Annotated in this window: 25 protein-coding genes and 1 tRNA gene; 17 read left to right on the top strand and 9 right to left on the bottom strand. The window is 67.3% G+C overall.

Features of this window, described 5'->3' with window-relative positions; genetic code table 11:
• Positions 1 to 4 precede the first annotated feature (4 nt).
• Both A37E_RS0122005 and A37E_RS0122000 read right to left on the bottom strand, forming a co-directional pair.
• On the bottom strand, positions 5 to 1,177 hold the full coding sequence (locus tag A37E_RS0122005) for an MFS transporter (RefSeq protein ID WP_347881303.1): 1,173 nt from the start codon (positions 1,175 to 1,177) through the stop codon (positions 5 to 7).
• Positions 1,174 to 2,541, bottom strand: coding sequence for a protease (locus A37E_RS0122000; protein WP_197023031.1), 1,368 nt, complete (start codon positions 2,539 to 2,541; stop codon positions 1,174 to 1,176). The genes A37E_RS0122005 and A37E_RS0122000 overlap by 4 nt, the downstream gene beginning before the upstream one ends.
• 155 nt (positions 2,542 to 2,696) lie before the next feature.
• On the opposite strand from A37E_RS0122000, the gene A37E_RS0121995 reads away from it, so the two are divergent.
• Positions 2,697 to 2,957 carry a hypothetical protein gene (locus tag A37E_RS0121995; protein WP_029558590.1) on the top strand — a complete coding sequence of 87 codons (261 nt, stop codon included), beginning with the start codon at positions 2,697 to 2,699 and terminating at the stop codon, positions 2,955 to 2,957.
• Between the two features lie 4 nt (positions 2,958 to 2,961).
• Here the strand turns inward: A37E_RS0121995 and mgtE are convergent, their stop codons facing one another.
• Together mgtE and A37E_RS0121985 are read right to left on the bottom strand one after the other, a co-directional pair.
• Positions 2,962 to 4,302, bottom strand: coding sequence for a magnesium transporter (gene mgtE / locus A37E_RS0121990; RefSeq protein WP_029558589.1), 1,341 nt, complete (start codon positions 4,300 to 4,302; stop codon positions 2,962 to 2,964).
• A gap of 202 nt (positions 4,303 to 4,504) precedes the next feature.
• Complete coding sequence (locus A37E_RS0121985) at positions 4,505 to 5,116, bottom strand: carbonic anhydrase (protein ID WP_024278960.1); 612 nt, start codon at positions 5,114 to 5,116, stop codon at positions 4,505 to 4,507.
• 618 nt (positions 5,117 to 5,734) lie between these two features.
• Here A37E_RS0121985 and urtA point away from each other — a divergent pair.
• From urtA to ureG, 13 genes are all read left to right on the top strand, one after another.
• The gene (urtA, locus tag A37E_RS0121980) at positions 5,735 to 7,045 is read left to right on the top strand and encodes an urea ABC transporter substrate-binding protein (protein ID WP_029558588.1); all 1,311 of its coding nucleotides are present in this window, start codon (positions 5,735 to 5,737) and stop codon (positions 7,043 to 7,045) included.
• A 187-nt stretch (positions 7,046 to 7,232) separates the two neighbouring features.
• Positions 7,233 to 8,891, top strand: a complete 1,659-nt coding sequence (gene urtB / locus A37E_RS0121975; protein WP_081837727.1) for an urea ABC transporter permease subunit UrtB — start codon at positions 7,233 to 7,235, stop codon at positions 8,889 to 8,891.
• A complete protein-coding gene (urtC, locus tag A37E_RS0121970; protein ID WP_029558586.1) occupies positions 8,888 to 10,021 on the top strand; it encodes an urea ABC transporter permease subunit UrtC in 1,134 nt (377 codons plus the stop codon). Before urtB ends, urtC begins: the two co-directional genes overlap by 4 nt.
• A 116-nt stretch (positions 10,022 to 10,137) precedes the next feature.
• Complete coding sequence (urtD, locus tag A37E_RS0121965; RefSeq protein ID WP_029558585.1) at positions 10,138 to 10,884, top strand: urea ABC transporter ATP-binding protein UrtD; 747 nt, start codon at positions 10,138 to 10,140, stop codon at positions 10,882 to 10,884.
• A gap of 4 nt (positions 10,885 to 10,888) precedes the next feature.
• Positions 10,889 to 11,584 (top strand): urea ABC transporter ATP-binding subunit UrtE, encoded by a 696-nt coding sequence (gene urtE / locus A37E_RS0121960; protein WP_029558584.1) that lies wholly within the window; start codon positions 10,889 to 10,891, stop codon positions 11,582 to 11,584.
• Entirely contained in the window at positions 11,550 to 12,407 is an 858-nt protein-coding gene (locus A37E_RS0121955; protein ID WP_348550888.1) for an urease accessory protein UreD, read from the top strand. The genes urtE and A37E_RS0121955 overlap by 35 nt, the downstream gene beginning before the upstream one ends.
• Positions 12,408 to 12,429: 22 nt before the next feature.
• Positions 12,430 to 13,050, top strand: a complete 621-nt coding sequence (locus A37E_RS0121950; protein ID WP_081837726.1) for an urease subunit gamma — start codon at positions 12,430 to 12,432, stop codon at positions 13,048 to 13,050.
• A gap of 1 nt (position 13,051) precedes the next feature.
• Positions 13,052 to 13,408, top strand: a complete 357-nt coding sequence (locus A37E_RS0121945; RefSeq protein WP_024278968.1) for a GFA family protein — start codon at positions 13,052 to 13,054, stop codon at positions 13,406 to 13,408.
• 38 nt (positions 13,409 to 13,446) lie between these two features.
• Positions 13,447 to 15,159 carry an urease subunit alpha gene (ureC, locus tag A37E_RS0121940; protein WP_029558581.1) on the top strand — a complete coding sequence of 571 codons (1,713 nt, stop codon included), beginning with the start codon at positions 13,447 to 13,449 and terminating at the stop codon, positions 15,157 to 15,159.
• A gap of 107 nt (positions 15,160 to 15,266) precedes the next feature.
• Positions 15,267 to 15,788 carry a DNA starvation/stationary phase protection protein gene (locus tag A37E_RS0121935; RefSeq protein WP_029558580.1) on the top strand — a complete coding sequence of 174 codons (522 nt, stop codon included), beginning with the start codon at positions 15,267 to 15,269 and terminating at the stop codon, positions 15,786 to 15,788.
• Positions 15,789 to 15,852: 64 nt separating this feature from the next.
• Positions 15,853 to 16,641, top strand: coding sequence for an urease accessory protein UreE (locus A37E_RS0121930; RefSeq protein ID WP_029558579.1), 789 nt, complete (start codon positions 15,853 to 15,855; stop codon positions 16,639 to 16,641).
• On the top strand, positions 16,634 to 17,317 hold the full coding sequence (locus tag A37E_RS0121925; protein WP_029558578.1) for an urease accessory protein UreF: 684 nt from the start codon (positions 16,634 to 16,636) through the stop codon (positions 17,315 to 17,317). Before A37E_RS0121930 ends, A37E_RS0121925 begins: the two co-directional genes overlap by 8 nt.
• Complete coding sequence (gene ureG, locus A37E_RS0121920) at positions 17,314 to 17,937, top strand: urease accessory protein UreG (protein WP_029558577.1); 624 nt, start codon at positions 17,314 to 17,316, stop codon at positions 17,935 to 17,937. Before A37E_RS0121925 ends, ureG begins: the two co-directional genes overlap by 4 nt.
• Before the next feature lie 37 nt (positions 17,938 to 17,974).
• Here ureG and A37E_RS0121915 read toward each other — a convergent pair whose 3' ends face one another.
• Both A37E_RS0121915 and A37E_RS0121910 read right to left on the bottom strand, forming a co-directional pair.
• A complete protein-coding gene (locus tag A37E_RS0121915; RefSeq protein WP_038193536.1) occupies positions 17,975 to 18,463 on the bottom strand; it encodes a hypothetical protein in 489 nt (162 codons plus the stop codon).
• Positions 18,464 to 18,536: 73 nt separating this feature from the next.
• Positions 18,537 to 19,109, bottom strand: a complete 573-nt coding sequence (locus A37E_RS0121910) for a hypothetical protein (RefSeq protein ID WP_156026401.1) — start codon at positions 19,107 to 19,109, stop codon at positions 18,537 to 18,539.
• Between the two features lie 227 nt (positions 19,110 to 19,336).
• Between A37E_RS0121910 and A37E_RS0121905 the strand changes: the two genes are divergently transcribed.
• From A37E_RS0121905 to A37E_RS0121895, 3 genes are all read left to right on the top strand, one after another.
• On the top strand, positions 19,337 to 20,056 hold the full coding sequence (locus tag A37E_RS0121905; protein WP_245279404.1) for a TlyA family RNA methyltransferase: 720 nt from the start codon (positions 19,337 to 19,339) through the stop codon (positions 20,054 to 20,056).
• On the top strand, positions 20,053 to 21,273 hold the full coding sequence (locus tag A37E_RS0121900) for an RNA methyltransferase (RefSeq protein ID WP_245279403.1): 1,221 nt from the start codon (positions 20,053 to 20,055) through the stop codon (positions 21,271 to 21,273). The genes A37E_RS0121905 and A37E_RS0121900 overlap by 4 nt, the downstream gene beginning before the upstream one ends.
• Before the next feature lie 83 nt (positions 21,274 to 21,356).
• Positions 21,357 to 22,130, top strand: coding sequence for a queuosine precursor transporter (locus tag A37E_RS0121895; RefSeq protein WP_024278978.1), 774 nt, complete (start codon positions 21,357 to 21,359; stop codon positions 22,128 to 22,130).
• A gap of 48 nt (positions 22,131 to 22,178) precedes the next feature.
• Here A37E_RS0121895 and A37E_RS0121890 read toward each other — a convergent pair whose 3' ends face one another.
• The 3 genes from A37E_RS0121890 to A37E_RS0121880 all read right to left on the bottom strand — a co-directional run bounded on the left by A37E_RS0121890 (position 22,179) and on the right by A37E_RS0121880 (position 24,011).
• Positions 22,179 to 22,505 (bottom strand): hypothetical protein, encoded by a 327-nt coding sequence (locus A37E_RS0121890; RefSeq protein ID WP_029558571.1) that lies wholly within the window; start codon positions 22,503 to 22,505, stop codon positions 22,179 to 22,181.
• Positions 22,506 to 22,528: 23 nt separating this feature from the next.
• The gene (locus A37E_RS0121885) at positions 22,529 to 23,647 is read right to left on the bottom strand and encodes a trypsin-like serine protease (RefSeq protein WP_197023029.1); all 1,119 of its coding nucleotides are present in this window, start codon (positions 23,645 to 23,647) and stop codon (positions 22,529 to 22,531) included.
• Between the two features lie 289 nt (positions 23,648 to 23,936).
• A tRNA-Glu gene (locus A37E_RS0121880) sits at positions 23,937 to 24,011 on the bottom strand.
• Positions 24,012 to 24,023 lie beyond the last annotated feature (12 nt).

Below are 24,023 nucleotides of genomic sequence, written 5' to 3'. Positions count from 1 at the left end.
CCCGTCACGCGCTCCCGCGCAGTCGCCAGGCGGCGAGGGCAAAGAGGGTGCAGGAGAGGGCGGCGAACAGGGCCAGGCCATGCGGGTGGATCTGCATGGCGAATCCCGCCCCCAGAGGGCCGACGAGCGCGCCGAGGCCCCAGAACAGGCCGGAGACCGCGTAGATGCCCACGAGGTCGCCGCCCTTGAACCGGCTGCCCACCAGCGTGATCATGATGGTGTAGATGCCGACGAAGGCGCCGCCCCAGACGAACAGCAGGGCACAGGTCGCCACCACGTTGCCGAGCGCCAGCGGCCAGATCGCCGCTCCGACCGCCGAGATGACCGCGAGCAGGATCACCAGCCTGCGGCGGTCCATGATGTCGCCGAGCCAGCCGATAGGCAGTTGCAGCAGGATGGCGCCGATCATCATCACCGACATCAGCCGTGTCGCATGCTCCTCCGCCCAGCCGAGCCCCACCGCATAAAGCGCGAGGAAGGAGAGGCCGGCGGTCTCGATGGTGGCATTCAGCATGGTCGCCGACAGGGCCAGCGGCGCGAGTCGCACGAAGCGCAGCGGATTGCTGATGGTCGGCTCGTCGAAATGCGGCGCGATCACCCTGGGCGATGCCACGAACAGCGCCGCGACCAGCGCCACGCCGGCTCCCAGCAGATAGGGCAACGCCCCTTCGGTGCCGACCAGGGAGAGAATCATCGGACCAAGGGCAAGGCCGACCGACATGGCGGCGGTGTAGGCCGCCATGGAGCGGGCGCGGGTGTTCTCGGTCGAGAGCGCGTTGATCCAGGTCTCGGAGGTGACGAACAGCGCTTCCGCCGCCATGCCGAGGAACAGGCGGAGCACGAACCAGAGCCAAATGGCCGGCATGACCGGGAAGGCGGCGAGCGCCAGCGCCGAGACAGCGATGGCGAGGAGAATCAGCCGGCGGGGGCCGAGCAGGGCCACCATCCGCGGCAGGATGACCGCCGTCGCCAGCACCCCGACGGCGTGCATGGCGGCATTGGCACCGATCACGGTTTCACTGAGGCCGCGGGCGGCCAGATCGAACGCGATGAGCGGCGCGGTCAGGGAATAGGTGAGGCCGAAGACCATGGCCGTCGCGATCACCGCGCCGCGCGCGAGCACGGTGGATGTGTCGGGAAGGGCTGGGGGAATCGGCTCGCTGCTTTCGTGGGTCACGGATGGGCTGGCCCCGCAGCCTCTGCGCGTTGGCGCACCGGAGGGGTGACGCCGGCGCGTCCCGCTGCGAAGCGGCGCAGGAAATCCCTCAGCCGGTCCGCGAAGGGCGGCGGCGCCGGCTCGACGATCCGCTTCATCGTGAGGGCGTAGTCGAGCACGAGGCCGGGCGTCCAGCTCATGGCCTCCGCCCGCGAGCGGATGTAGGCGGCCGCCCAGACGTCCGGATTGAACATGAGGGAGGCCACCCGCAGCCAGGGCATCCGGGTCGCGAGGCACCCTTCCAGCGCCGAATCGAGCGCGGCGGCCACCGCGACCGAACAATTGCGGTCGGTGAGGTTGTAGGTGTCCACCTGACGGTAGCCGGCCCAGAAGGCCATGAGCCGCCGCGTATCGAATCGGGTGAACTCCACCTTCTGGTCGGCCTCGCACCAGTTGGCGCATTCGTAGGCGTAGGACGGCTGGAAGCGGCCCTTCACGTCGTTCTCCGCCGTGGCGCGCAGGATGCGGGCGAATTCATCCGGCGGATGCTCGATCTCCTCCGCCGGATAATGGCTGATGTAGAGATCCGGCTTCAGCTCGAGCGAGGCGTGACCGGTGGAAATCGCACCGTTGCGATCCACCGCCGCGATGTAGCGGTCGAACACCGGGTGGTGGTCCTTCACGTCGGCAGAGCCGGTGGGGGTCCACACGCGCACGGTCATGGGGCCTTCCCAAGGGGGGAGGGGGCCTGTGTCGTCCACGATCACCGGCGCGTTCTCGTACCAGTCGCGCCCGCCATAGATGGGCAGGCTCAGGATGGCCACTTCGGCGAGGTGGGCTCTGAGCATCAGGCTTGCCCGCAGCATGATCCAGCCGGACATCAGCGTGAGCATGGCCACCGCGAGCGGCACCTTGAGTTCATGCGCGAGGGGCCAGTGGCTGCCGATGAACAGCGCCAGAAAAAGTTCAACACCCCCCACCGCCGCGGTCGAACGCCACATGCGGAACCGGACCACCGCCGCGGTGGCGATGCGGGCCGCTCCGTCCACGAGAAAGGCGGTGCCGAACAGAAGGGACAACGCCATTCCGTTATGGGAGGGGTAATCGAGGATGAAGGTGCCCAGGAACACAAGCGCGGCCGCGCGGCCGAGCGCCAGCAGCCGGCTGCGCGTGCCCGAGAAGGCGAAGGCCGTCAGGAGCCCCAGCAGGCCCTCGAACACGAAGACGCCCCCGAACACCTGAGTCGCCACCGACATGGTGCCGTCCATGGCGTCGATCAGGATCAGGGAGGCGACGAGGAACAGCGCGGCCGCGAGCAAGGTGAGCACCCACCAGCGGTCGCGCAATGCACGGGCTCCCACAAGCAGGAAGGCAAGCTTAACCATGGCGGGGCGGGGATCACTCAGCGGAAACCGCCGCAGGATGACGGTAAAGGGATCAAGAACGCAAGTCGTCCGCGCCGGTCGCGGGAAGGCTTTCGGAACTTCGCGGTGGGTCTCGTGTTCCGCTTAAGGACGCAAAACCATCGAGAGGTATTTCAATGACGAACGCCGACATGGATCGACTGAAGTCCGATGCGTCGGGCAACACGGGCCTCAGCGCCGTCCTCGCAGAGGCGGTGGAGGGCTTCTCCTCCACCGACGATGCGGTGCGCTTCCTTGCCTCTCGCGGGTTCGACGTGACAGCATCCGACCTCGCCGCCGCCGCCAGCGACGCTGAGACGCCGGCGGAAGCGGAGGAATTCGAAGACGCGGGGGAGGACGGCTACGTCGCGCTGATGCGCTTCGTCCGGCAGTCCTGAGGCATCACAGGATGGTGCCGTGGAGGAACAGCCAAGCCACGGAGAAATAGATCACGATGCCGGTCACATCGACCAGCGTCGCGATGAAGGGCGCGGAAGCGGAGGCGGGGTCGAAGCCGAGGCGCTTCAGCAGGAACGGCATCAGCGATCCCGCCAGCGAGCCGAAGGTGACGATGCCGATCAGCGCGGCGCCGATGGTGACGGCCAGGAGCTTCCAGTACTCGCCGTAGTCGAACAGCCCGGTCTGCTGCCAGACGACGATGCGGATGATGCCGATCACACCCAGGATGGTGCCGAGCGTGATGCCTGTCGGCAGTTCGCGCAGGGCGACGCGCCACCAGTCGCGCAGCCGCACTTGATGCAGGGCGAGGGCGCGGATGATGAGGGAGGTGGCCTGCGAGCCCGAATTGCCGCCCGAGCTCATCACCAGCGGGATGAACAGGGCCAGCACGATGGCCTTCTCCAGTTCATCGGAGAAGAACTGCATCGCGCTCGCCGTGAACATCTCGGAGATGAACAGGATGCACAGCCAGCCCGCGCGCTTCTTGATCATCTCCTTGAAGGAGATTTCGAGATAGGGCTCGTCGATGGCCTCCATGCCGCCCATGCGCTGGACGTCCTCGGTCTGCTCCTCGATCATGGCGTCGATCACATCGTCGACGGTCACGATGCCGAGGACGTGGCCGGTCGTGTCCACCACGGGCACGGCGAGGAAGTCGTATTTGGAGATGGTGCGCGCCACCTCCTCCTGCGGCAGGTTCGGCGGCACGGTGATCGGGGTGTAGGGGTTTGCGACCGACAGGATCGAATCGCCGGGATTGCCCGAGATCAGCCGACGCAGCGACACCGTGTTCACCAGCCGCCGGGTGCCGGGGGAGAGCACGTAGATGGCGTAGACGGTCTCGCGGCTGCGCTCCACCTCGCGGATATGGTCGAGGGTCTGCTGCACGGTCCAGTTGGACGGCACCGAGACGAACTCTGTTGTCATCAGCGCGCCGGCCGTGCCCTCGGGATAGGTGAGCAGGTGGTCGATGGCCACCTGCGCCTCGGGGCTAAGCGCGTCCCGAAGGCGCCCCTTGGCCGGCTCCTCGATCCAGCGCAGCACATCGGCGGCGCGGTCGGCGGACATACCTTCGAGAATGCCGACTGCCTTCTCCTGCGGCAGCGCCTCGATGACCTCGCAGGCATCGTGAAACTGCGGCTGGTCCAGCACCTCAACCGCCCATTTTAGCGGCATATGCGAAACCACGCCGGTCGCTTCCTCGGCGGTCTTGCCGTTCAGGAATTCGACGATGTCAGCGACGTGCTCGTGCCCGAGCCGCGATGCGATAGCCGCGTCGGTCATATGGGTGTGTCCCGGTTCGAGGGGATGTGCAAGCTGGATCGGCCCTGTCAGAAGCAAGGTGCCGGTCGAGCCGACCCATATCGGATAATCGCCATTTGATACAAGGGGATGAAACGCGGCCGGGACAACCGGCCACGTTGCCCTTTCGGCACGCCTTTACGTCACCTGCTACGTCACCTGCCGCGCCGGGGCGAAGGCCGCCTCAGGTGGGGGCGAAGGTGCCGTCGTCGCCGAGAAGCTCGAGGCGCCCCGTCGCCACGCCGAAATAGGCGCCATGCAACTTGAGGTCGCCTTCCGCAACCCGCTCGGCGACCCAGGGGAAGCCGGCGAGGTTGGCGAGGGAGAGCTTGACGCAGCATTGCTCGCAGAAGCGCTGGCGCTCGTCCGGCGGAAGCCTGGCGTCTTCGGCCATGAGCCGCGCCGGCTCGGCGATCTTCATCCAGTCGGCGACGAAATCCTCTGCGCCGGGAGGGGCGCCGTCGAGCAGGGCATGGATGCCGCCGCACTGGGCGTGGCCGAGCACCACCACCTGCTTCACCTTCAGCACCCGCACCGCGAACTCGATAGCCGCCGAAGTACCGTGATAATTGGCGTCGGGCATGAACGGCGGGACGAGGTTGGCGACGTTGCGCACCACGAACATCTCGCCCGGGCCGGCGTCGAAGATCATCTGCGGATCGACGCGGCTGTCCGAGCAGGCGATGACAAGCGTTTCCGGCTTCTGGCCGCGCGCCGCCAGCCGCTCGAACAGCAGCTTGCGTTCGGGCCATGCCACTTCCCGAAACCGTTTGTAGCCGGAGATCAGATCGTCCACGCCATCGCTCCCTTCGCTTACTCGGCCACGGAAGTCTGAGCGCGCCTGACAAGTCAAGAGCATGCCGCGCGGAACCGGAGTTCGCCTTGCCACGTTCTCATCGCGACGCCTTGAAAACGTGTGGAGCCAAGGACATGCGTGGAATTCTACTTTGGATCATGGGTGTTCCGATCTCGGTTATCGTCCTCCTGTACCTCTTCAACTTCCTCTGAGGCTGGAGCTGGGCGTGGAGATTGTTGCGCCCGGCGTTTCCAGGATGCCGCGCAGGGTCGGGAAGGGCGTGCGCTTCGCCGGCCCGCTGATTAATCGCTGCGCAGACGGCTTCGGAAGAGTGTCTTGTCGTGGCGGGGCGCGGGGGCACGCACTGAAGTACTAAATTACCCTTTCGAGCCCTTGCATGCATCGTGCGCCGTTGTTGGCGTAAATTTAGTCATTTGCAATTCGCTCTCCTGCCTAATCGATGGGCATTCACTCCAGCCACGCTCTCGTGGGCCGAGGCCGGACTGGAGCGAGGTATTGCGCGGCGCCTGCCTGTCTGGCGCCGCCTGCCTTGGCACGCGCCTTGCTCATTCTCCACTGGTCGGCCCGCTCGGGCCGTCGGAATAGGGGAGAGAGCGCATGCTCGGTTTGCTGGGACGGACGACCAGGAGGGGATTCGGAGCGCTTGCCGCTGCCGCCGTCGTCGCGGGCACGATGGGTGTGGGCGCGGCACGGGCCGAGGACACCATCAAGGTCGGCATCCTGCATTCACTGTCGGGCACCATGGCCATCAGCGAGACCACGCTGAAGGACGTGATGCTCATGCTCATCGAAGAGCAGAACAAGAAGGGCGGCCTCCTCGGCAAGAAGCTCGAGGCCGTGGTGGTGGACCCGGCTTCCAACTGGCCGTTGTTCGCCGAGAAGGCCCGTGAGCTGATCACCAAGGACAAGGTCGCGGCCGTGTTCGGCTGCTGGACCTCGGTGTCCCGCAAGTCCGTGCTCCCGGTGTTCAAGGAGCTGAACAACATCCTCTTCTACCCCGTGCAGTACGAGGGTGAGGAGAGCGAGCGCAACGTGTTCTACACCGGCGCCGCGCCGAACCAGCAGGCCATCCCGGCGGTGGACTACCTCGCCAACGAGGAAAAGGTCGAGCGCTGGGTGCTCGCGGGCACGGACTACGTCTATCCCCGCACCACCAACAAGATCCTCGAAGCCTATCTGAAGTCCCGCGGCGTGAAGGCCGAGGACATCATGATCAACTACACGCCGTTCGGACATTCCGACTGGCAGACCATCGTCTCCGACATCAAGAAGTTCGGCTCCGCCGGCAAGAAGACCGCCGTGGTGTCCACCATCAATGGTGACGCCAACGTGCCCTTCTACAAGGAACTGGCCAACCAGGGCATCAAGGCGACCGACATCCCGGTCGTGGCCTTCTCGGTGGGCGAGGAAGAGCTCGCCGGCATCGACACCAAGCCGCTCCTCGGCCACCTCGCGGCCTGGAACTACTTCATGTCCATCGATACGCCCGAGAACAAGGCGTTCATCGAGAAGTGGCACGCCTTCACCAAGAACCCGAAGCGCGTCACCAACGACCCGATGGAAGCCCACTACATCGGCTTCAACATGTGGGTGAAGGCGGTGGAGAAGGCCGGCACGACCGATCCGGACAAGGTGATCGCGGCGCTGCCCGGCATCAAGCAGGCCAACCTCACGGGCGGCACCTCCGAGATGCTGCCGAACCACCACATCACCAAGCCGGTCTTCATTGGCGAGATCAAGGACAACGGCCAGTTCGACGTGGTTTGGAAGACCAAGGACCTGATCCCCGGCGAAGCCTGGTCCAAGTACCTCGAAGGTTCCAAGAACCTCGTTGCCGACTGGGTCAAGTACAATTGCGGCAACTACGACACCACCACGAACAAGTGCCTGGGCGCCGCCGCGAAGTAAGCGGCTGCCATTGCGCGGGGATCGATGATCCCCGCGGCTTTCCCAAGGCTCTTCACGGTTTTCATCTCGACCTCTCGTACCGTCCCTCGGGGCGCCTCTCCCTCTCCCCGCAAGGGGAGGGGGAGCCCTGCTGCACTCCCGATAAGGGCCGCCGGCTTGTCCGGCCGTGCCGGAGCGGATGACCTGAATGATGCGGCTGCCCCCTTCCGTACCGCAGGCGAAAACCTCGCCCAGCACGCTGCGGACCCTGTTTCTTTCCCTTCTTGCCGTGCTGCTGGCCGGGCTTGTGGCGTCGGTCCCCGCCCGCGCGCAGAGCCAGCCGGATATCTCCGGCATCATCGCCAAGTTCGGCAACGACAGCTATTCCGACACCTCCGATGCGATCGCCGCGCTCGCCACCTCGGGCAGCCCGCAGGCGGCCGCCGTGGTCGAGGCGCTGGCCGCCGGCAACCTGCTTTATGATCCGGCGAGCAAGGCCGTCTTCATCCGCACCCCCAGCGGCATGGTCGATCCGGCCTCGGGCGCCATCGTCGGCAGCGCGCCGGCCAACCTCTCGCCGGTGCGGGCCAACAACCGCGTCCGCCGCGCGCTCGATGCCGCGGCCGGGGCGCTCACGCTGCTCAATGCTGATCCGGCGAAGCGGCTCGATGCCGCCGCCGCCGTGTTCAAGTCCCGCGATGCTGCGGCGCTGCCCACGGTCGAGGCGGCCATCGCCAAGGAAACCGTGCCGGCCGTGAAGGCCGCGCTGGCGCAGGCCCGCGCCGCCATCCTCATCGGCAAGGCCGACGCGCCGGAGCCGGATCGCCGCGCCGCCATCCAGCTCATCGCCGCGCGTGGCGATCAGGACTCCATCAGCCTGCTGCGCAGCCTGCCGGCGAATTCGTCTCCGGCCCTAAAGGCCGCGGCCGAGGCCGGCATCACGAAGGCCGAGGAGAGCCTCAAGTTCTGGGCCGTGGTGCAGAATGTCTGGTACGGCCTCTCGCTCGGCTCCGTGCTGCTGCTGGCGGCCATCGGCCTCGCCATCACCTTCGGCGTCATGGGCGTCATCAACATGGCCCATGGCGAGATGGTGATGCTGGGCGCCTACACCACCTTCGTGGTGCAGGAGCTGATCCGCCAGAAGGCGCCCTATCTGTTCGACTGGTCGCTCACCATCGCCTTGCCGCTGGCCTTCCTGTTCACCGCTCTGGTGGGCATTCTCATCGAACGCACGGTGATCCGCTTCCTCTATGGCCGGCCGCTTGAAACCCTGCTCGCCACCTGGGGTGTCTCGCTCATCCTGCAGCAGGCGGTGCGGTCCGTGTTCGGCCCGACCAACCAGGAGGTGGGCGCGCCTTCGTGGATGTCCGGCGCGTTCCAGATCGGGCAATTGTCCATCACCTACAACCGGCTCTGGATCATCTGCTTCGCGCTGATCGTGTTCTTCACCCTGCTGCTGGTGCTGCGGCGAACGCCGCTCGGTCTTTATGTGCGAGCAGTGACGCAGAACCGGCGCATGGCGGCGGCCATGGGCATCCGCACCGGCCGCATCGATGCGCTGACCTTCGGCCTCGGCTCCGGTATTGCCGGCATCGCGGGCGTGGCGCTCTCGCAGATCGACAATGTGAGCCCCAACCTCGGCCAGGGCTACATCATCGACAGCTTCATGGTGGTGGTGTTCGGGGGCGTCGGGAACCTCTGGGGCACGCTGGTCGGCGCCTTCACGCTGGGCGTGGCCAACAAGCTGCTGGAGCCGTTCGCCGGCGCCGTGCTGGGCAAGATCCTGCTGCTCGTCTTCATCATCCTGTTCATCCAGAAGCGCCCGCGCGGCCTGTTCGCGCTCAAGGGCCGGGCGGTGGAATCATGAACCGCACCCGCATCATCGACCGCACCGGCGGCATCTTCCTCATCGTGGTGCTGGCGGCGGGCGTGCTCATCCCCGCCTCCAACCTGCTGCTCCCCGCCGGCAATCCCCTGCACGTGCCGGACTACATGATCCCGCTACTCGGCAAATATCTGTGCTACGCGCTGCTCGCCGTGGCGGTGGATCTGGTGTGGGGCTATTGCGGCGTGCTCTCGCTCGGCCACGGCGCCTTCTTCGCCCTCGGCGGGTACGCCATGGGCATGTATCTGATGCGGCAGATCGGCTCGCGCGGCGTCTACGGCAATCCGGTGCTGCCCGATTTCATGGTGTTCCTGAACTACAAGGAGCTGCCCTGGTTCTGGGAAGGCTTCAACATCTTCCCGTTCGCCATGCTGATGGTGCTTGTGGTGCCGGGGGCGCTGGCCTTCGTGTTCGGCTGGTTCGCCTTCCGCTCGCGCGTCACCGGCGTCTACCTCTCCATCATCACGCAGGCGATGACCTTCGCGCTGATGCTCGCTTTCTTCCGCAATGACATGGGCTTCGGCGGAAACAACGGCCTCACCGATTTCAAGGACATCCTGGGCTTCCCCATCTCCGCGCCCTCGACACGCCTGACCCTGTTCTTCCTTTCCGCATTGGCCTTGGCGGCGGGCTATCTGCTCTGCCGGGCGCTCGTCACCTCCAAGTATGGCAAGGTGCTGGTGGCGGTGCGCGACGCGGAGAGCCGCACAAGGTTCCTCGGCTACCGGGTGGAGAACTACAAGCTCGTCGCCTGGGTGCTCTCGGCCATGCTGGCCGGTGTCGCCGGGGCGCTCTACGTGCCGCAGGTGGGCATCATCAATCCGTCCGAATTCGCCCCCGCCCAGTCCATCGAGATGGTGATCTGGGTGGCGGTGGGCGGGCGCGGCACGCTGGTCGGTGCCGCGCTCGGCGCACTCATCGTCAATGCGGGCAAGACCTGGTTCACCGGTGTGCTGCCGGAGGCCTGGCTGTTCGCCCTCGGCGCGCTGTTCGTGCTGGTGACGCTTTTCCTGCCCAAGGGCGTGCTTGGCCTCGCGGCCAGCCTCTCCGAGAAGTGGAAGGCCCGCCGGCCGTCCTCGGCCCCCACCCCCAGCGCGACCCCGGCGGAGTGAGCCCCATGAGCATGCTGACTCCCTCTGCCGACCCCTATGCCGTCAAGTCGCAGGGCGCGCTCTCGCTGGAGGCCGAACTCGGCTTCCTGAAGGAGGAGCAGCCCGCCCCGGACCGAATGGCCCTGACCTCGGCGCTGCTCTATCTCGACAACATCACCGTCTCCTTCGACGGCTTTCGGGCGCTGAACGCGCTCTCCCTCGTCATCGGCGAGGCGGAGATGCGGGCCATCATCGGCCCCAACGGCGCCGGCAAGACGACGATGATGGATGTGATTACCGGCAAGACCCGCCCCAATCAGGGCGTCGCCCTGTTCGCCGGCACCAACGACCTCACCAGCCTGGACGAGGCCGCCATCGCCCAGCTCGGCATCGGCCGCAAGTTCCAGACGCCGACTGTGTTCGACATGCATTCAGTGGAGGACAACATCCTCCTCGCGGTGAAGGCCGACCGTCGCCCCTTCTCCAATATGGAGTGGAACCCGAGCCGCCACGAGCGCGAGCGGGTGGAGGAACTGCTGGAGCGCGTGCGCCTGAAAGACAGCCGCTATCGCCGGGCCGGTGACCTCTCCCACGGGCAGAAGCAGTGGCTGGAAATCGGCATGCTGCTGGCGCAGGAGCCGCGCCTGCTGCTGGTGGATGAGCCCGCAGCCGGCATGACCGACCAAGAGACGGCGGACACCGCCGTGCTGCTGAAGGAAATCGCCAAGACCCGCTCGGTGGTGGTGGTGGAGCACGACATGCAGTTCGTGCGCGACCTCGACGTGAAGGTCACGGTGCTGCACGAGGGCTCGGTGCTGGCCGAGGGACCGCTCGACCAGGTGAGCGCCGACGAGCGCGTCATCGAAGTGTATCTGGGGAGGTGAGGCCATGCTGAAGGTGGAAAACCTCGACCTCTATTACGGCGCCGCCCACACCCTGAAGAAGGTGTCGGTCTCCGCCGAAGCGGGCAAGGTGACATGCGTGCTCGGCCGCAACGGCGTGGGCAAGACCTCGCTCCTGCGTGCCATCGTCGGCCAGCGGCCCATTGCCGGCGGCTCCATCACGCTGGACGGCAAAGAGATTTCGAAGCTCTCGACGCCCGACCGCGCGGCGATGGGCATCGGCTTCGTTCCGCAGGGACGGGAGGTGTTCCCGCTGCTCTCGGTGAAGGAAAATCTGGAGACGGGATACGCCCGCCTGTCCAGCAAGGAGAAGTATGTGCCGCAGGAGGTGTTCGACCTCTTCCCGGTGCTGAAATCCATGCTGCGCCGCCGCGGCGGCGACCTCTCCGGCGGGCAGCAGCAGCAGCTCGCCATTGGCCGCGCCCTCGTCACCCGCCCGCGCCTGCTGGTGCTGGACGAGCCGACGGAGGGCATCCAGCCCTCCATCATCAAGGACATCGGCCGCGCGATCTCCTACCTCAGGGACAAGGGCGACATGGCCATCGTGCTGGTGGAGCAGTATTTCGAGTTCGCCCGCGACCTCGCCGACAGCTTCATCCTGATGGACCGGGGCGAGGTGGTGGCAAGCGGTGACAGGAGTGGGCTGGATGGCGACGATGTTCGCCGCCTCATGGCGATCTGACGCCACGTCGGCTCCCCTCCCGCCCCAGCGCCAGCGCAGCGAAGGCCGTGTCCGCATCGCCGGTGCGCGGTTCGGCGCGGTGACGCGCGTCGCCGACCTTGCGGAGGGCGGGGCCATGCGCGTGCGGGTCCCGCGCGGCGGGCCGGGGCTGGAAGCCGTCCTCGTCAACACCGCCGGCGGGGTCTGCTGCGGCGACCGTTTCACGATCGAAGCCTCGGCCGGGCCGGGCGCGCACCTCACCGTTGCGACCCCGGCCGCCGAGAAGGTCTATCGTTCCGATGGGCCTTTGGCGGAGATTTCCGTGTCGCTGGCAGCGCAGCAGGGCGCGCGGCTGGAATGGTTGCCTCAGGAAACCATCCTGTTCGACCGCGCCCGCCTCAAGCGCCGCTACGCGGTGGACCTCGCGCCGGACGCCACCTTCCTCTCCTTCGAGGCGCTCATGCTGGGCCGCCTCGCCCATGGCGACGTGATGGGGGAGGGGCATCTTGAGGACCACTGGCGCATCCGACGCGGCGGCGCCCTGGTGTTCGCCGATGCCTTCCGCCTGTCCGGCCCCATCGGCGCGCTGCTGGAGCGGCCGGCCGTCGCGGGCGGCGCCCGTGCACTGGCGACGCTCCTCTTCATCGCGCCCGACGCCGAGGCGCGGCTGGAGGAGGCGCGCGCCCTCATGGAGAACGTGCCCTGCGAGGCCGGGGCCAGCGCCTGGAACGGCATTCTCGCCGTGCGCTGGCTCGCCCCCGACATCGGGACGTTGCGCCGCGCCGCAACCTCGTTTCTGATGGCTTTCCGAAAGGCCCCGCTCCCCCGCGTGTGGGCCACCTGATGCTCGTTCGAGGAGAGATGCCGTGCTGCTGACGCCGCGCGAGAAGGACAAGCTCCTGGTCGCCATGGCCGCCGAGGTGGCGCGCAAGCGCCTCGCCCGCGGCGTGAAGCTGAATCACCCGGAGGCGGTCGCGCTCATCACCGACTTCGTGGTGGAGGGCGCGCGCGACGGGCGCACCGTCGCCGAGCTGATGGAGGCCGGCGCCAAGGTGCTCACCTCGGATCAGGTGATGGAAGGCATCGCGGAGATGATCCACGACATCCAGGTGGAGGCGACCTTTCCGGACGGCACCAAGCTCGTCACGGTCCACCACCCCATCCGCGGCACCCCCTCCGAGACGGTCCCCGGCGAATTGCTGCCGCAGGAAGGCGACATCCACTTCAACGAGGGCGCCGAGCGGGTCCACCTCACCGTCGCCAACACCGGCGACCGGCCGATCCAGGTGGGCAGCCACTACCATTTCTTCGAGACCAACCCGGCGCTCGACTTCGACCGGGACAAGGCGCGCGGCATGCGCCTCGACATCGCCCCCGGCACCGCCGTGCGCTTCGAGCCCGGCGCGACGCGGGACGTGACGCTGGTGCCGTTCGGCGGCAAGCGCGAGGTCTACGGCTTCCGCGCGGCAGTTCAGGGAGGACTGTGACATGGCGGTTCAGCACTATTCCGGCGGATGCCAGTGCGGCGCTGTCCACTATGAAGTGGATGTCGATCTCGATCGCACGGTGACCTGCAACTGTTCCCGCTGCCGGCGCGTCGGCGGCATCCTTGCTTTCGCCCCGGCGAGCGCCTTCACCCTCACGTCGGGGGAGGGCAAGACCACCGAATATCTCTTCAACACCGGCAAGATCCATCACCTGTTCTGCACCACCTGCGGCATCGAATCCTTCGCCCGCGGCACGGCGCCGGATGGCACAGAGACGGTGGCGGTGAACGCGCGCTGCCTCGACGGCGTGGATGTGAAGAGCCTTCACCCCATCGAATACGACGGCGCCAGCAAGTAATCCCCGGCCCGCATGCGCGAGATTTCAGGAGCGAGACCATGACCACCGGCCGCATGCCCCGTGCCGCCTACGCCCACATGTTCGGCCCCACCACGGGCGACCGGGTGCGGCTCGCCGACACTTCGCTGGTGATCGAGATCGAGAAGGATTTCACCGTCCATGGCGAGGAGGTGAAGTTCGGCGGCGGCAAGGTGATCCGCGACGGCATGGGCCAGTCGCAGGTGACCAATGCCGACGGGGCGATGGACACGGTCATCACCAATGCGGTCATCCTCGACCACTGGGGGGTGGTGAAGGCGGACGTGGGCCTGAAGAACGGGCGCATCGCCCGCATCGGCAAGGCCGGCAACCCGGACGTGCAGGCCGGCGTGGACATCATCATCGGCCCCGGCACCGAGATCATCGCGGGCGAGGGGAAGATCCTCACCGCCGGGGGCTTCGACAGCCACATCCATTTTATCTGCCCGCAGCAGATCGAGGAGGCGCTGGCCTCCGGCGTCACCACCATGCTCGGCGGCGGCACGGGGCCGGCCACCGGCACCTTTGCCACCACCTGCACGCCAGGGCCGTGGCACATCGCCCGCATGATCGAGGCAGCGGACGCCTTCCCCATGAACCTCGCCTTCGCCGGCAAGGGCAACGCCTCCCTGCCCGGCGCGCTGGAGGAGATGGTGCTGGCCGGTGCTGCGGCGCTCAAGCTGCACGAGGACTGGGGCACCACGCCGGCCGCCATCGACTGCTGCCTCACGGTGGCGGACGCGCTGGACGTTCAGGTGATGATCCACTCCGACACGCTGAACGAGTCGGGCTTTGTCGAGGACACCATCGCCGCCTTCAAGGGCCGCACCATCCATGCCTTCCACACGGAAGGGGCGGGCGGGGGCCACGCGCCTGACATCATCAAGGTGGCGGGCCTGCCGAACGTGCTGCCCTCGTCCACCAACCCGACGCGGCCTTACACCCGAAACACCATCGACGAGCATCTCGACATGCTCATGGTGTGCCACCACCTCGACCCCGACATCGCCGAGGATCTCGCCTTCGCGGAAAGCCGCATCCGCAAGGAGACCATCGCCGCCGAGGATATCCTCCACGACATCGGCGCGCTCTCCATGATGAGTTCGGATAGCCAGGCCATGGGCCGGGTGGGCGAGGTCATCATCCGCACGTGGCAGACGGCGGACAAGATGAAGCGCCAGCGCGGCCCGCTGCCGGGCGAGACCGACAGCGACAACGTCCGCGCCCGCCGCTACATCGCGAAATACACGATCAACCCGGCCATCGCCCACGGTATGTCCCGTCACATCGGGTCGGTGGAGGCGGGCAAGCTCGCCGATCTCGTGCTGTGGACGCCGGCCTTCTTCGGCGTGAAGCCGGATCTCGTCATCAAGGGCGGCGCCATCGCCATCGCGCAGATGGGCGATCCCAATGCCTCCATCCCCACGCCCCAGCCGGTGCATTACCGCCCCATGTTCGGCGCTTTTGGGCGGGCACGGACCCACACCTCGCTCACCTTCGTCTCGAAGGTGGCCATCGAGGATGGGCTCGCCGGGCGCCTGGGCATCGCCAAGGAGCTGGTGGCGGTGGAGAACACCCGCTCCGGCATCTCCAAGAAGAGCATGATCAACAACGACGCCACGCCCCACATCGAGGTCGATCCCGAGACCTACGACGTGCGCGCGGACGGCGAGCTGCTGGTGTGCGAGCCGGCCGAAGTCCTGCCCATGGCGCAGCGTTACTTCCTGTTCTGAGCGAATATCGCCACGGCGCGGCGGAACCTTCGCCGTGGCTCCTCGTTGCAGCGGGTGTTGCAACCCGCTTCGTTTGAGGAGCCACACCCATGGCCGTCGTTCGTTCATTGACCAAGAAGCCTGCGAAGACCGCCGCCCTCGCGACCCCCACCGATCTCGACAGCGCCAAGGCACAGAAGGTGGCGGATGCCATCAATCGCGTTCTGGCCGACAGCTTCGTGCTGTACCTCAAGACCAAGAACTTCCACTGGCACGTCAGCGGCAAGCATTTCCGCGACTACCACCTGCTGCTGGATGAGCAGGCCGCGACCATCGAGGCCACCATCGACCCGCTGGCCGAGCGCGTGCGCAAGATCGGCTGCCGGACGGTGCATTCCTACGGGGAGATCCTGAAGCTCACCGGCCTCAAGGAGAACAACGAGCCCTACGTCTCGCCCGAGGCCATGTTCGCGGAGCTGATCGCCGACAACAAGGCGGCCATCAAGACCATGCGCGAGGCCCACGAGATCTGCGACGAGGCGGAGGACATTGCCACCGCTAGCCTGCTGGAAGAATATGTGGACGAGGCCGAGAAGCGCCTGTGGTTCCTGTTCGAGACCAACCAGAATCGGCAGGACAGCGCCACCTGAGCGCAGCCGGAACCCGCGAAGGCGGTGGGGCAGGGCGCACGGGTGGCTGTACCGGAGTAACCCGATGATCCGCGCCACCACCGTCGTCCGCCGTCCCGCCGTCCGCCCGGAAAAGGTGGTGGACGAGATCACCCTCGATCACCACGCGCGCCACCGCCGCCGCTTCGCCTTTACGGCGGACGGCGGCCTCTCCTTCCTGCTCGACCTCGACAAGGCGACGGTTCTGGACGACGGCGACGCGGTGAAGCTGGAGGACGGGCGCCTCGTCCGTATCAAGGCGGCCGCCGAGGACCTGGTGGAGGTCACCACCGCCAATCCGCTGCGGCTGATGAAGGTGGCTTGGCACCTCGGGAACCGGCATGTGCCGGCGGAGATCACCGAAACTGCCGTCTATTTCGTGGACGACCATGTGCTGACCGAGATGGTGCGTGGCCTGGGCGCCGGCGTCGCCAAGGTGACGCGCCCGTTCCGCCCGGAGAAGGGCGCCTACGAGGCGGCGGAAGCCCATGGCGGGCACGGCCACGCGCACGAGCCTCACGGGCACGAGCACCATGGACATGAACACCATGGTCACGAGCATCATGGGCATGAGCACGGCCGTGAGCACCACGGTCACGAGCATCATGGGCATGAGCACGGCCATGAGCACCACGGTCACGAGCATCATGACCATGACCACGCTCACGGCGACGCGTGCGGGTGCGGCCACGATCATGCGCACCATGATCATTCCCATCATGACCATGCCCATCACGACCATAAGCACGAGCACGGCCACGAGCACGGCCATGACCATGCCGCCGAAGGTCATGTCCACGGCCCGGGCTGCGGGCACGACCACAAGCATGGCTGACCAGCCCGACCTGCTGCCCCTCTTCGCGTGGCTCTCGCCGTCGTTTCCGGTGGGGGCCTATGCCTACTCTCACGCCCTGGAATGGGCGGTGGAGGCCGGCGAGGTGAAGGACGAGGCAAGCCTCGCGGCGCAGGTGTCGGACCTGATGCGCCTCGGGTTCGGCCGTTCAGACGGCATCCTCTTGGCCCATGCTTGGCGGGCGGCCATGGCGGGAGACGGGGCGGCCCTCGGCGAGGTGAACGCACTCGCCGTCTGCCTCGCACCATCCGCCGAACTCAGGCTGGAAACCTGCCAGCAGGGCCGGTCCTTCCTCGATGCCGTTCGCGCGGCCTGGCCTTGCCCCGCGCTCGAGACCGCGGCGGGCGCCCTCTCCGGCGAGGTCGCCTATCCCGTCGCGGTGGGGCTGGCGGTGGGGGCGCATGGCATTCCGCTCGGCCCGACGCTCGAAGGCTTTCTTCTGGCGCTGGTGCAGGCGCTGGTGTCGTCGGGCATCCGCCTCGCCCCGGTGGGGCAGACGGCGGGCACCCGTGTCGTCGCCGGCCTTGCGCCGGCCTTGCGGGCGCTTGCGGCGGACATTCCCGCTCTGACGCTGGATGATCTCGGCACGGCCACCTTCCGCGCCGATCTCGGCAGCTTTCGCCACGAAACCCAATATACGAGGCTGTTCCGCTCATGAGTTCCGGCAAGAATCCCCTGCGCGTCGGTGTCGGCGGCCCCGTCGGCTCGGGCAAGACGGCGCTGATGGAGGCGCTGTGCAAGGCCTTCCGCGAGCGCTACGACCTCTGCGCCATCACCAACGACATCTACACCAAGGAAGATGCGCGCCTCCTGACCGTGGCCGGAGCGCTGCCGCCCGAGCGCATCCTCGGTGTCGAGACGGGCGGTTGCCCGCACACGGCGATCCGTGAGGACGCCTCCATCAACCTGCGCGCGGTGGCGGACATGAACGCCCGCTTCCCCAACCTCGATCTGGTGCTGATCGAATCCGGCGGCGACAACCTCGCCGCGACCTTCTCGCCCGAGCTGGCCGACATCACCATCTACGTCATCGACGTGGCGGGGGGAGAGAAGATCCCGCGCAAGGGCGGGCCGGGCATCACCCGGTCGGACCTGCTGGTGGTCAACAAGACCGACCTCGCGCCCATGGTTGGTGCCGATCTCAAGGTGATGGAAGCGGACACCATCCGGATGCGGGCGGGCCGGCCCTACGTCTTCTCCTCCATCCGCAATGGCGTGGGCGTGGAGGTGGTGGCGGCCTTCATCGAGAAGGCCGGGGGCCTCGCCGGAAACGGCTGAGCCGGCGGCTTCAGGCCGCCAGCTTCCTGAGGGCTTCTCAGCTCTTGGGCTTGCAGGCGGTCTCGAACTTGGTGACGGCCGGGCCGATGCCGGAGAGCGGGATGGCCTGCTTGGCGCCCTTCACTTCGATGGTGAGGGTGCCGGAGGCCTTGGTGAGCGCCTTGACATCCGCCATCTGGGTCGGCGCCTCCACATTCACCGCGTCGCCTTCCTCCATGGCCACCGCCTTGCCGGGGAAGCTCTTCTTCACGCTGCCCGCGCTCAGCACGATGGCGGTCTGGGCGCCGCGCGTCAGATCCTTCGAGCCGATCATGGACTGGACGGTGATCGCAGACCCGTCCTTCTGGCAGAGGAAGAAGATCGCGGCCTTGTCGCTGTCGGGCACGCCATACACCAGGGCGGCGGTGTCCTCGCTGTCCTGGATGTGCCAGATCATCTTCTCCGCCGGCTTCTCCTGCGCGGGAGCGGCGATGGCGGGGGCCGAGATGGCAACCAGGGCGGCGGCGGCGAGCACGGAACGAAGCATGTCAGGGTCCCTTTTGCGGCGGCGGATCATACCGGCTCGATCCAAAAGGGAAAGATGCCAGCCTGCCGTAAAGTTACCTGCGATCGGCCGGCGCGGGCATGGCGGTGAGGCAGGCGCGGCGGAAGTCCGGCAGCTTGGGCTTGGCTCCGGCGAGCGGATAAGTCTCGGTGGCGCCGGGCAGGCGCACGACGAGATTGTCCGCGTCCGAGAAGAGGTCGAGAACGCGGCCGTCCAGCGCGACAGCCGCCTCCACCACCACCTTGCCTTCGGCTGACCCCCGGAAGGCGGACGCTGCCAGCTCCAGATGTCGCTTGCCGGCGGCGAGGGAGAGGGCGACGCCGTCGCCCGCCTTCACCTTGCCGGAGGCCACTTCCGCGGTGAACTGGATCAGCTGCGCGCCCGGCTGGCAGGAGACGGCGAACACCGGGTCGGCGGTGCGGGGCAGGCCGAAGCGCAGCACATAGGTCTCATCGACCTTGACGACCAGCCAGATCCGGGGGTCCGCCTTGGCCTCAGCCTTTTTGGAATCGGATTTTCCGCCGGTCTTGCCGGTGGATTTGGGGGCAGCCTCGCCCGAGACCGGCGCGAGCACACACGCTGCGGCTATCGCCAGGATCGCGCACCGGCCGTAGAACCATCCACCCATCACCACCGGGTCCTCGCCCCTCGCCGCACGATCGACAGGCTTGGTGACCGGCGGACGGACCTCCGATCTCCGAATCACAACTGTCGACTGGTGTTTGCTTCCCCCGCAGCCATCGCATATCACGGCCTCCGGCCGCCCGCGACATCGGGCAGGGAGCCCTGCGGCAAAAAATGTTGAAACCCCATTCCCATATGGCGCGTGACGGCGAACAGGACGCTGGCCGCCGCATGCGGCTCGACCGCCTGCTGGTGGAGCGCGGCCTGTTCGACAGCCGCGCCCGCGCCCAGGCGGCGCTGGCCGCCGGGCTGGTGAAGGTGGATGGGCTCGTGGTGGCCAAGGCCTCGGCGGAGGTCAGCGTCGGTGCGCGCATCGAGGCGGAAGACGTCCACGACTACGTGTCGCGCGGCGCGCTCAAGCTCGCGGCGGGCCTCGACGCCTTCGCCATCGATCCCGCCGGGGCCGAGGCGCTGGATGTCGGCTCCTCCACCGGCGGCTTCACCGAGGTGCTGCTGCGACGCGGCGCGCGACGGGTGCACGCGGTGGATGTGGGGCGCGACCAGTTCCATGCGCGGCTGAGGGACGATCCGCGCGTCCGCCTGTTCGAGGAAACGGACATCCGCACCTTCGATCCCGCCTTGGTGCCGGGCGGCTTCGACCTCATCGTCATCGACGTCAGCTTCATTCCGCTCGCGCTGGTATTGCCGGCCGCGCTCGCGCTCGCCGCGCCCGCCTCCCGGCTGGTCGCACTGGTGAAGCCGCAGTTCGAGGCGGGGCGCGCCTTCGTCCGCAAGGGCGTGGTGCGCGACGCGGCGGTGCGGGACGAGGTCTGCGCCAGGGTGGAGCAGGAGATCGCGGCGCTGGGCTGGCGCCTTCTCGGCCGCATCCCGTCGCCCATCGCGGGCGGCGACGGCAATCAGGAATATCTCGTGGGGGCGATCCGACCGTGACCGAGTTCCGCATCGAGCGCATGGGCGCGCAGGGCGATGGCATCGTCCGCGGCCCTTCCGGCCCCCTGTTCGCGCCCCTCACCCTCGCCGGGGAGCTGGTGCGCGGGGAGGCGGAGGGCGAGCGCATCCTCCTCGATGCCATCGTCGAGCCCAGCCCCGAGCGGGTGGAGCCCCCGTGTCCGCATTTCGGCCGCTGCGGCGGCTGCCTGCTCCAGCATTGGGAGCGCGCGCCCTATCTCGCCTGGAAGCGGCAGATGGTGGTGGATGCCCTCGCCCGCGAGGGGATCGAGGCGGACGTGGCCCCCGCCATCGATGCCCATGGGGCAGGGCGGCGGCGGGTGATCTTCCACGCCCGCCAGTATGGGGCGCGCACCGTGGTCGGCTTTGCCGAGCGGAAGTCCCACGCCATGGTGGCCATCGACGCCTGCCCCGTCCTGGCGCCGGGCCTCGACCAGGCGCTGCCCGCCGCCCGCGCAGTGGCCGAGGCGCTGGCGCCGCTGAAAAAGCCGCTCGATCTCCAGATCATCGCCACCGATACCGGGCTGGACATGGATGTGCGCGGCTCCGGCCCGCTGCCGCCCGCGCTCCTCACCGACCTCGCGGTCATCGCCGACCGCTTCCGCCTTGCGCGGCTGACGCGGCACGGCGAACTCGTCATCCAGCGTGAGCCGCCGCGCCTCGCCATGGGCCGGGCGCGGGTGGACCTGCCGCCGGCGGCCTTCCTGCAAGCGACGGCCGAGGGCGAGCGCGTGCTGGCGGATCATGTCACGGCGGGCACGGTCGGTGCCCGCAAGGTGGCGGATCTGTTCGCCGGGGTCGGTACATTCGCGCTGCGCCTCGCCGAGACCGCCCGCGTGTTCGCCGCCGAAAGCCATGCGGGTGCGCTCGCCGCTCTGCTCAAAGCCGGCCACACGCCGGGCCTGAAGGGCGTGGACGGCGAGGCACGCGACCTGTTCCGACGCCCGCTGATGGCGGCCGAGCTTGCCGCCTTCGATGCCGTGGTGATCGACCCGCCCCGGCAGGGCGCGGAGGCGCAGGCGCGCGAGCTTGCGGCCTCGCGGCTCCCGCGGCTCGTCTATGTCTCCTGCAACGCTGCCACCCTCGCCCGGGATGCGGCGCTGCTCGTCGCGGGCGGGATACGGCTGGAGGGCGTGGTGCCAGTGGACCAGTTCCGCTATTCCGCGCATGTGGAGCTGGTGGCGACCTTCTCGCGCTGATTGTGGTCCGGCTTTCCGTAGCGCAAGCTGGGCTTGGACCGCGCTTTGGGGTCTAATGCGGTGCAGCATCGAGGCTGCCCCACATGCTTTCCGACAACACCCCCTTCGGCGTCGATGGCGTCGAGACCCGCGCCGGCATCACGCCGGTGGAGGCGCGCGCCCTCGAAGGCAAGCGCCTGCGCTATTACGATTATTGCATGGTGGCCTTCGCGGTCATCCTGATCTGCTCGAACCTCGTCGGCGCCGCCAAGGTGTCGGTGGTCGAACTCCCGCTCATCGGCCCATTCGTGTTCGGCTCGGCGGTGCTGTTCTTTCCCCTGTCCTACGTGCTCGGCGACGTGCTCACCGAGGTCTACGGCTATGCCCGTGCCCGCCGCATCGTGTGGGTGGGCTTCGCCGCCTCCGTCTATGCGGCGCTGATGACGGCCATCGTCGTAGCCATCCCGCCCGCGCCGGGCTGGACGGGGCAGGACGCCGTCACCAGCGTGTTCGGCCAGACACCCCGGATCTTCTTCGCCTCCATTCTTGCCTTCTGGTGCGGCGAGTTCGCCAACGCCTTCGTGCTGGCCTGGATGAAGGTGCTCACCGGCGGCCGGATGCTCTGGACCCGCACCATCGGCTCCACCATCGTCGGGCAGGCCGTCGACAGCCTCATCTTCTACCCGCTCGCCTTCCTCGGCGTGTGGGACACCCACCTCGTGCTGACGGTGATGGTCTCCAACTACCTGCTCAAGGTGGGCTGGGAAGCGGTGCTCACCCCCGTCACCTACAAGATCGTCGGCTTCATGAAGCGGCGCGAGGGGGTGGACGTCTATGACGTGGGTACAGACTTCACGCCGTTTCGGGTGAAGGTGTGAGGGAAGGCCGGAGGGACACTCCGGCCTGAAGCATCTCGCGATCCGAGGTCAGCGCGAGACCTCGCCGTGGCTGAGGATGTTCCGGTCACCGGCGCAGCCTTCGATGAAACCGGTGAAGGTCTTGCCCGCGGTGAAGGCCGTCAGCATCACCGCCGTCACTTCCTTGAAATTGGCCTTGGTGCGTTGGATGTGGAAATACTTCGAGCCGCAACGGCCGGCTTTGTCCATTTCCACGACGAAATCGGATGGGTCCGCGAAGACATTGAGAACCGTTCCTGCCGTCACGGTCAGTTGTTGAGCGCCGGCGGGCTGGCCGAGGCCGAAGCTGCAGGCGAGCACGATTGCGCAGCGCCAGACGTTTGCATGGGTCGTCATCTCGGTTTCTCCCTGGTTCAGGATTACTCGTCGCTGGTGAGATAATGGGTGATGGTGGTCAGGCTCGCGGTGGCGGCCGGCGCGGCATCGGCGAGGACGTAGTCGAGGATGAGTGGCAAGGTCGTGGACGCGCATTCCGCGTCTGTCTTGCAGACAGGTGCACGCACCACGGCCTCGCCAATTTCGCGCACCAGCGGCTCCACCGAGACGTATTGGCAGCCGGAGATGCCCGTCGCCCATTCCCAGCCCGGATTGGACGCGCCCGCCGGGAGTGGTGCGTGCGGCACGTGGCCCGTCGCGCTGCAGGTGGACTGCACGCCAGCCACCGCAAGCCCGCGACCGTCGCGCCGCCCGACCAGGGTGGGGCCGCCGCTGTCACCGCCCTGTCCGACCTGAGCAGCCGAGTTCAAGGTCAGCGTGTATCCGGTCGTGCTGATGTCGGAGGGGGTGAACTGGCCGCTGCGGTATGTTCCAAGGCCGGTCGCCTGCTGCGGCGGATTGCGCGGGTCCGCTTGCCCATTGGCGAGAAAGGCGCCGCTCGCAAATGTGCCGAAGCCTTGGCCATTCTGGATGATTTGGTCCGTTGTCTGAAGCCGCACGCCCGTCCAGCGATCCGGCGCCGTGCCCTCCGGCTCCGCGATGTAGGGCAGTATTCCCGCCACCGGGCCGAGATCGCCCAGGCCGAGATAGACCATCACGATGTCGCGGGCGGGCAGGGCGCCGGCGGCCAGGTTCCGGTTGACGGCGAACTCATAATAGTCGGACGCCTGCGCACTGAGCGTCGGATCCCAGGCGGCCGTGATCGTGACCTGATTGGCGGGAAACGCCGGCGAGCCGATATCGACGCCAGCGGTCGCACCGGCTGGCTCGTTTGTAATGCAGTGGCGGGCGGTGAGAACCCAGTAGCGGTTCAGTAGAATGCCGCTGCATCCGCCGTTGACGATGACGAGCCCCCGCGCCTTGCGGGTCGCCTCATCGAGCGGGTCGCCGTTCACGAGGGGCTGGGTTATCTCGCAGACGCGACCGTCCGATGTGTTCCAGCAGTTTTCGCCCCCCTGCGCATCAGCCCTGGGACACCCGATGAGGAGGATTAGAAGTATCGAGGCCGCTGTCGCCGTGATCTGGATCGATTTGGACAACATGGATCCCATCCTTCGCTGCCGTCTCGGGCGCGAATCCGGAGCGTTGCTTGCAAAATAGAGCAGAGAGTCAGGCCGCTTTTGCCCAAAAGACATTTTTGAACAAACGATGGCGCTCTGATCTGTCTTGACTGTCACCCCGCGCGGGATCATCCGCATACCGCAAATAGGGGACACCTTGCGTCATGTCAGAAACGCTAGGCGCGAAGATGCGACCGGAGGGAGATGCTTAGGATCAAAGATGGGTCGTGGGATCGCGACTGAGGGATAGCGTTCGCCGGCCGTGCGAAGCTGGCGCGCCCTAGGGGAGTCGAACCCCTCTCTCCACCGTGAAAGGGTGGCGTCCTAACCGATAGACGAAGGGCGCGCGGCCGTTCCG

This window comes from Xanthobacter sp. 91 (assembly GCF_000702385.1).
GTDB lineage: Bacteria > Pseudomonadota > Alphaproteobacteria > Rhizobiales > Xanthobacteraceae > Xanthobacter > Xanthobacter aminoxidans.
This window is presented reverse-complemented; position numbering and strand designations above follow the sequence as displayed.

Coding starts and splice junctions, on each gene's coding strand:
- urtC (WP_029558586.1), top strand. CDS start 8,888: ATGAACCGCACCCGCATCATCGACCGCACCGGCGGCATCTTCCTCATC.
- A37E_RS0121955 (WP_348550888.1), top strand. CDS start 11,550: ATGGCGACGATGTTCGCCGCCTCATGGCGATCTGACGCCACGTCGGCT.
- urtB (WP_081837727.1), top strand. CDS start 7,233: ATGATGCGGCTGCCCCCTTCCGTACCGCAGGCGAAAACCTCGCCCAGC.
- A37E_RS0121915 (WP_038193536.1), bottom strand. CDS start 18,463: ATGCTTCGTTCCGTGCTCGCCGCCGCCGCCCTGGTTGCCATCTCGGCC.
- mgtE (WP_029558589.1), bottom strand. CDS start 4,302: ATGACCGACGCGGCTATCGCATCGCGGCTCGGGCACGAGCACGTCGCT.
- A37E_RS0121925 (WP_029558578.1), top strand. CDS start 16,634: ATGGCTGACCAGCCCGACCTGCTGCCCCTCTTCGCGTGGCTCTCGCCG.
- A37E_RS0121995 (WP_029558590.1), top strand. CDS start 2,697: ATGACGAACGCCGACATGGATCGACTGAAGTCCGATGCGTCGGGCAAC.
- ureG (WP_029558577.1), top strand. CDS start 17,314: ATGAGTTCCGGCAAGAATCCCCTGCGCGTCGGTGTCGGCGGCCCCGTC.
- A37E_RS0121895 (WP_024278978.1), top strand. CDS start 21,357: ATGCTTTCCGACAACACCCCCTTCGGCGTCGATGGCGTCGAGACCCGC.
- A37E_RS0121890 (WP_029558571.1), bottom strand. CDS start 22,505: ATGACGACCCATGCAAACGTCTGGCGCTGCGCAATCGTGCTCGCCTGC.
- A37E_RS0121885 (WP_197023029.1), bottom strand. CDS start 23,647: ATGTTGTCCAAATCGATCCAGATCACGGCGACAGCGGCCTCGATACTT.
- ureC (WP_029558581.1), top strand. CDS start 13,447: ATGACCACCGGCCGCATGCCCCGTGCCGCCTACGCCCACATGTTCGGC.
- A37E_RS0121905 (WP_245279404.1), top strand. CDS start 19,337: ATGCGGCTCGACCGCCTGCTGGTGGAGCGCGGCCTGTTCGACAGCCGC.
- urtD (WP_029558585.1), top strand. CDS start 10,138: ATGGCCCTGACCTCGGCGCTGCTCTATCTCGACAACATCACCGTCTCC.
- A37E_RS0121930 (WP_029558579.1), top strand. CDS start 15,853: ATGATCCGCGCCACCACCGTCGTCCGCCGTCCCGCCGTCCGCCCGGAA.
- urtA (WP_029558588.1), top strand. CDS start 5,735: ATGCTCGGTTTGCTGGGACGGACGACCAGGAGGGGATTCGGAGCGCTT.
- A37E_RS0121945 (WP_024278968.1), top strand. CDS start 13,052: ATGGCGGTTCAGCACTATTCCGGCGGATGCCAGTGCGGCGCTGTCCAC.
- A37E_RS0121910 (WP_156026401.1), bottom strand. CDS start 19,109: ATGGGTGGATGGTTCTACGGCCGGTGCGCGATCCTGGCGATAGCCGCA.
- A37E_RS0122000 (WP_197023031.1), bottom strand. CDS start 2,541: ATGGTTAAGCTTGCCTTCCTGCTTGTGGGAGCCCGTGCATTGCGCGAC.
- urtE (WP_029558584.1), top strand. CDS start 10,889: ATGCTGAAGGTGGAAAACCTCGACCTCTATTACGGCGCCGCCCACACC.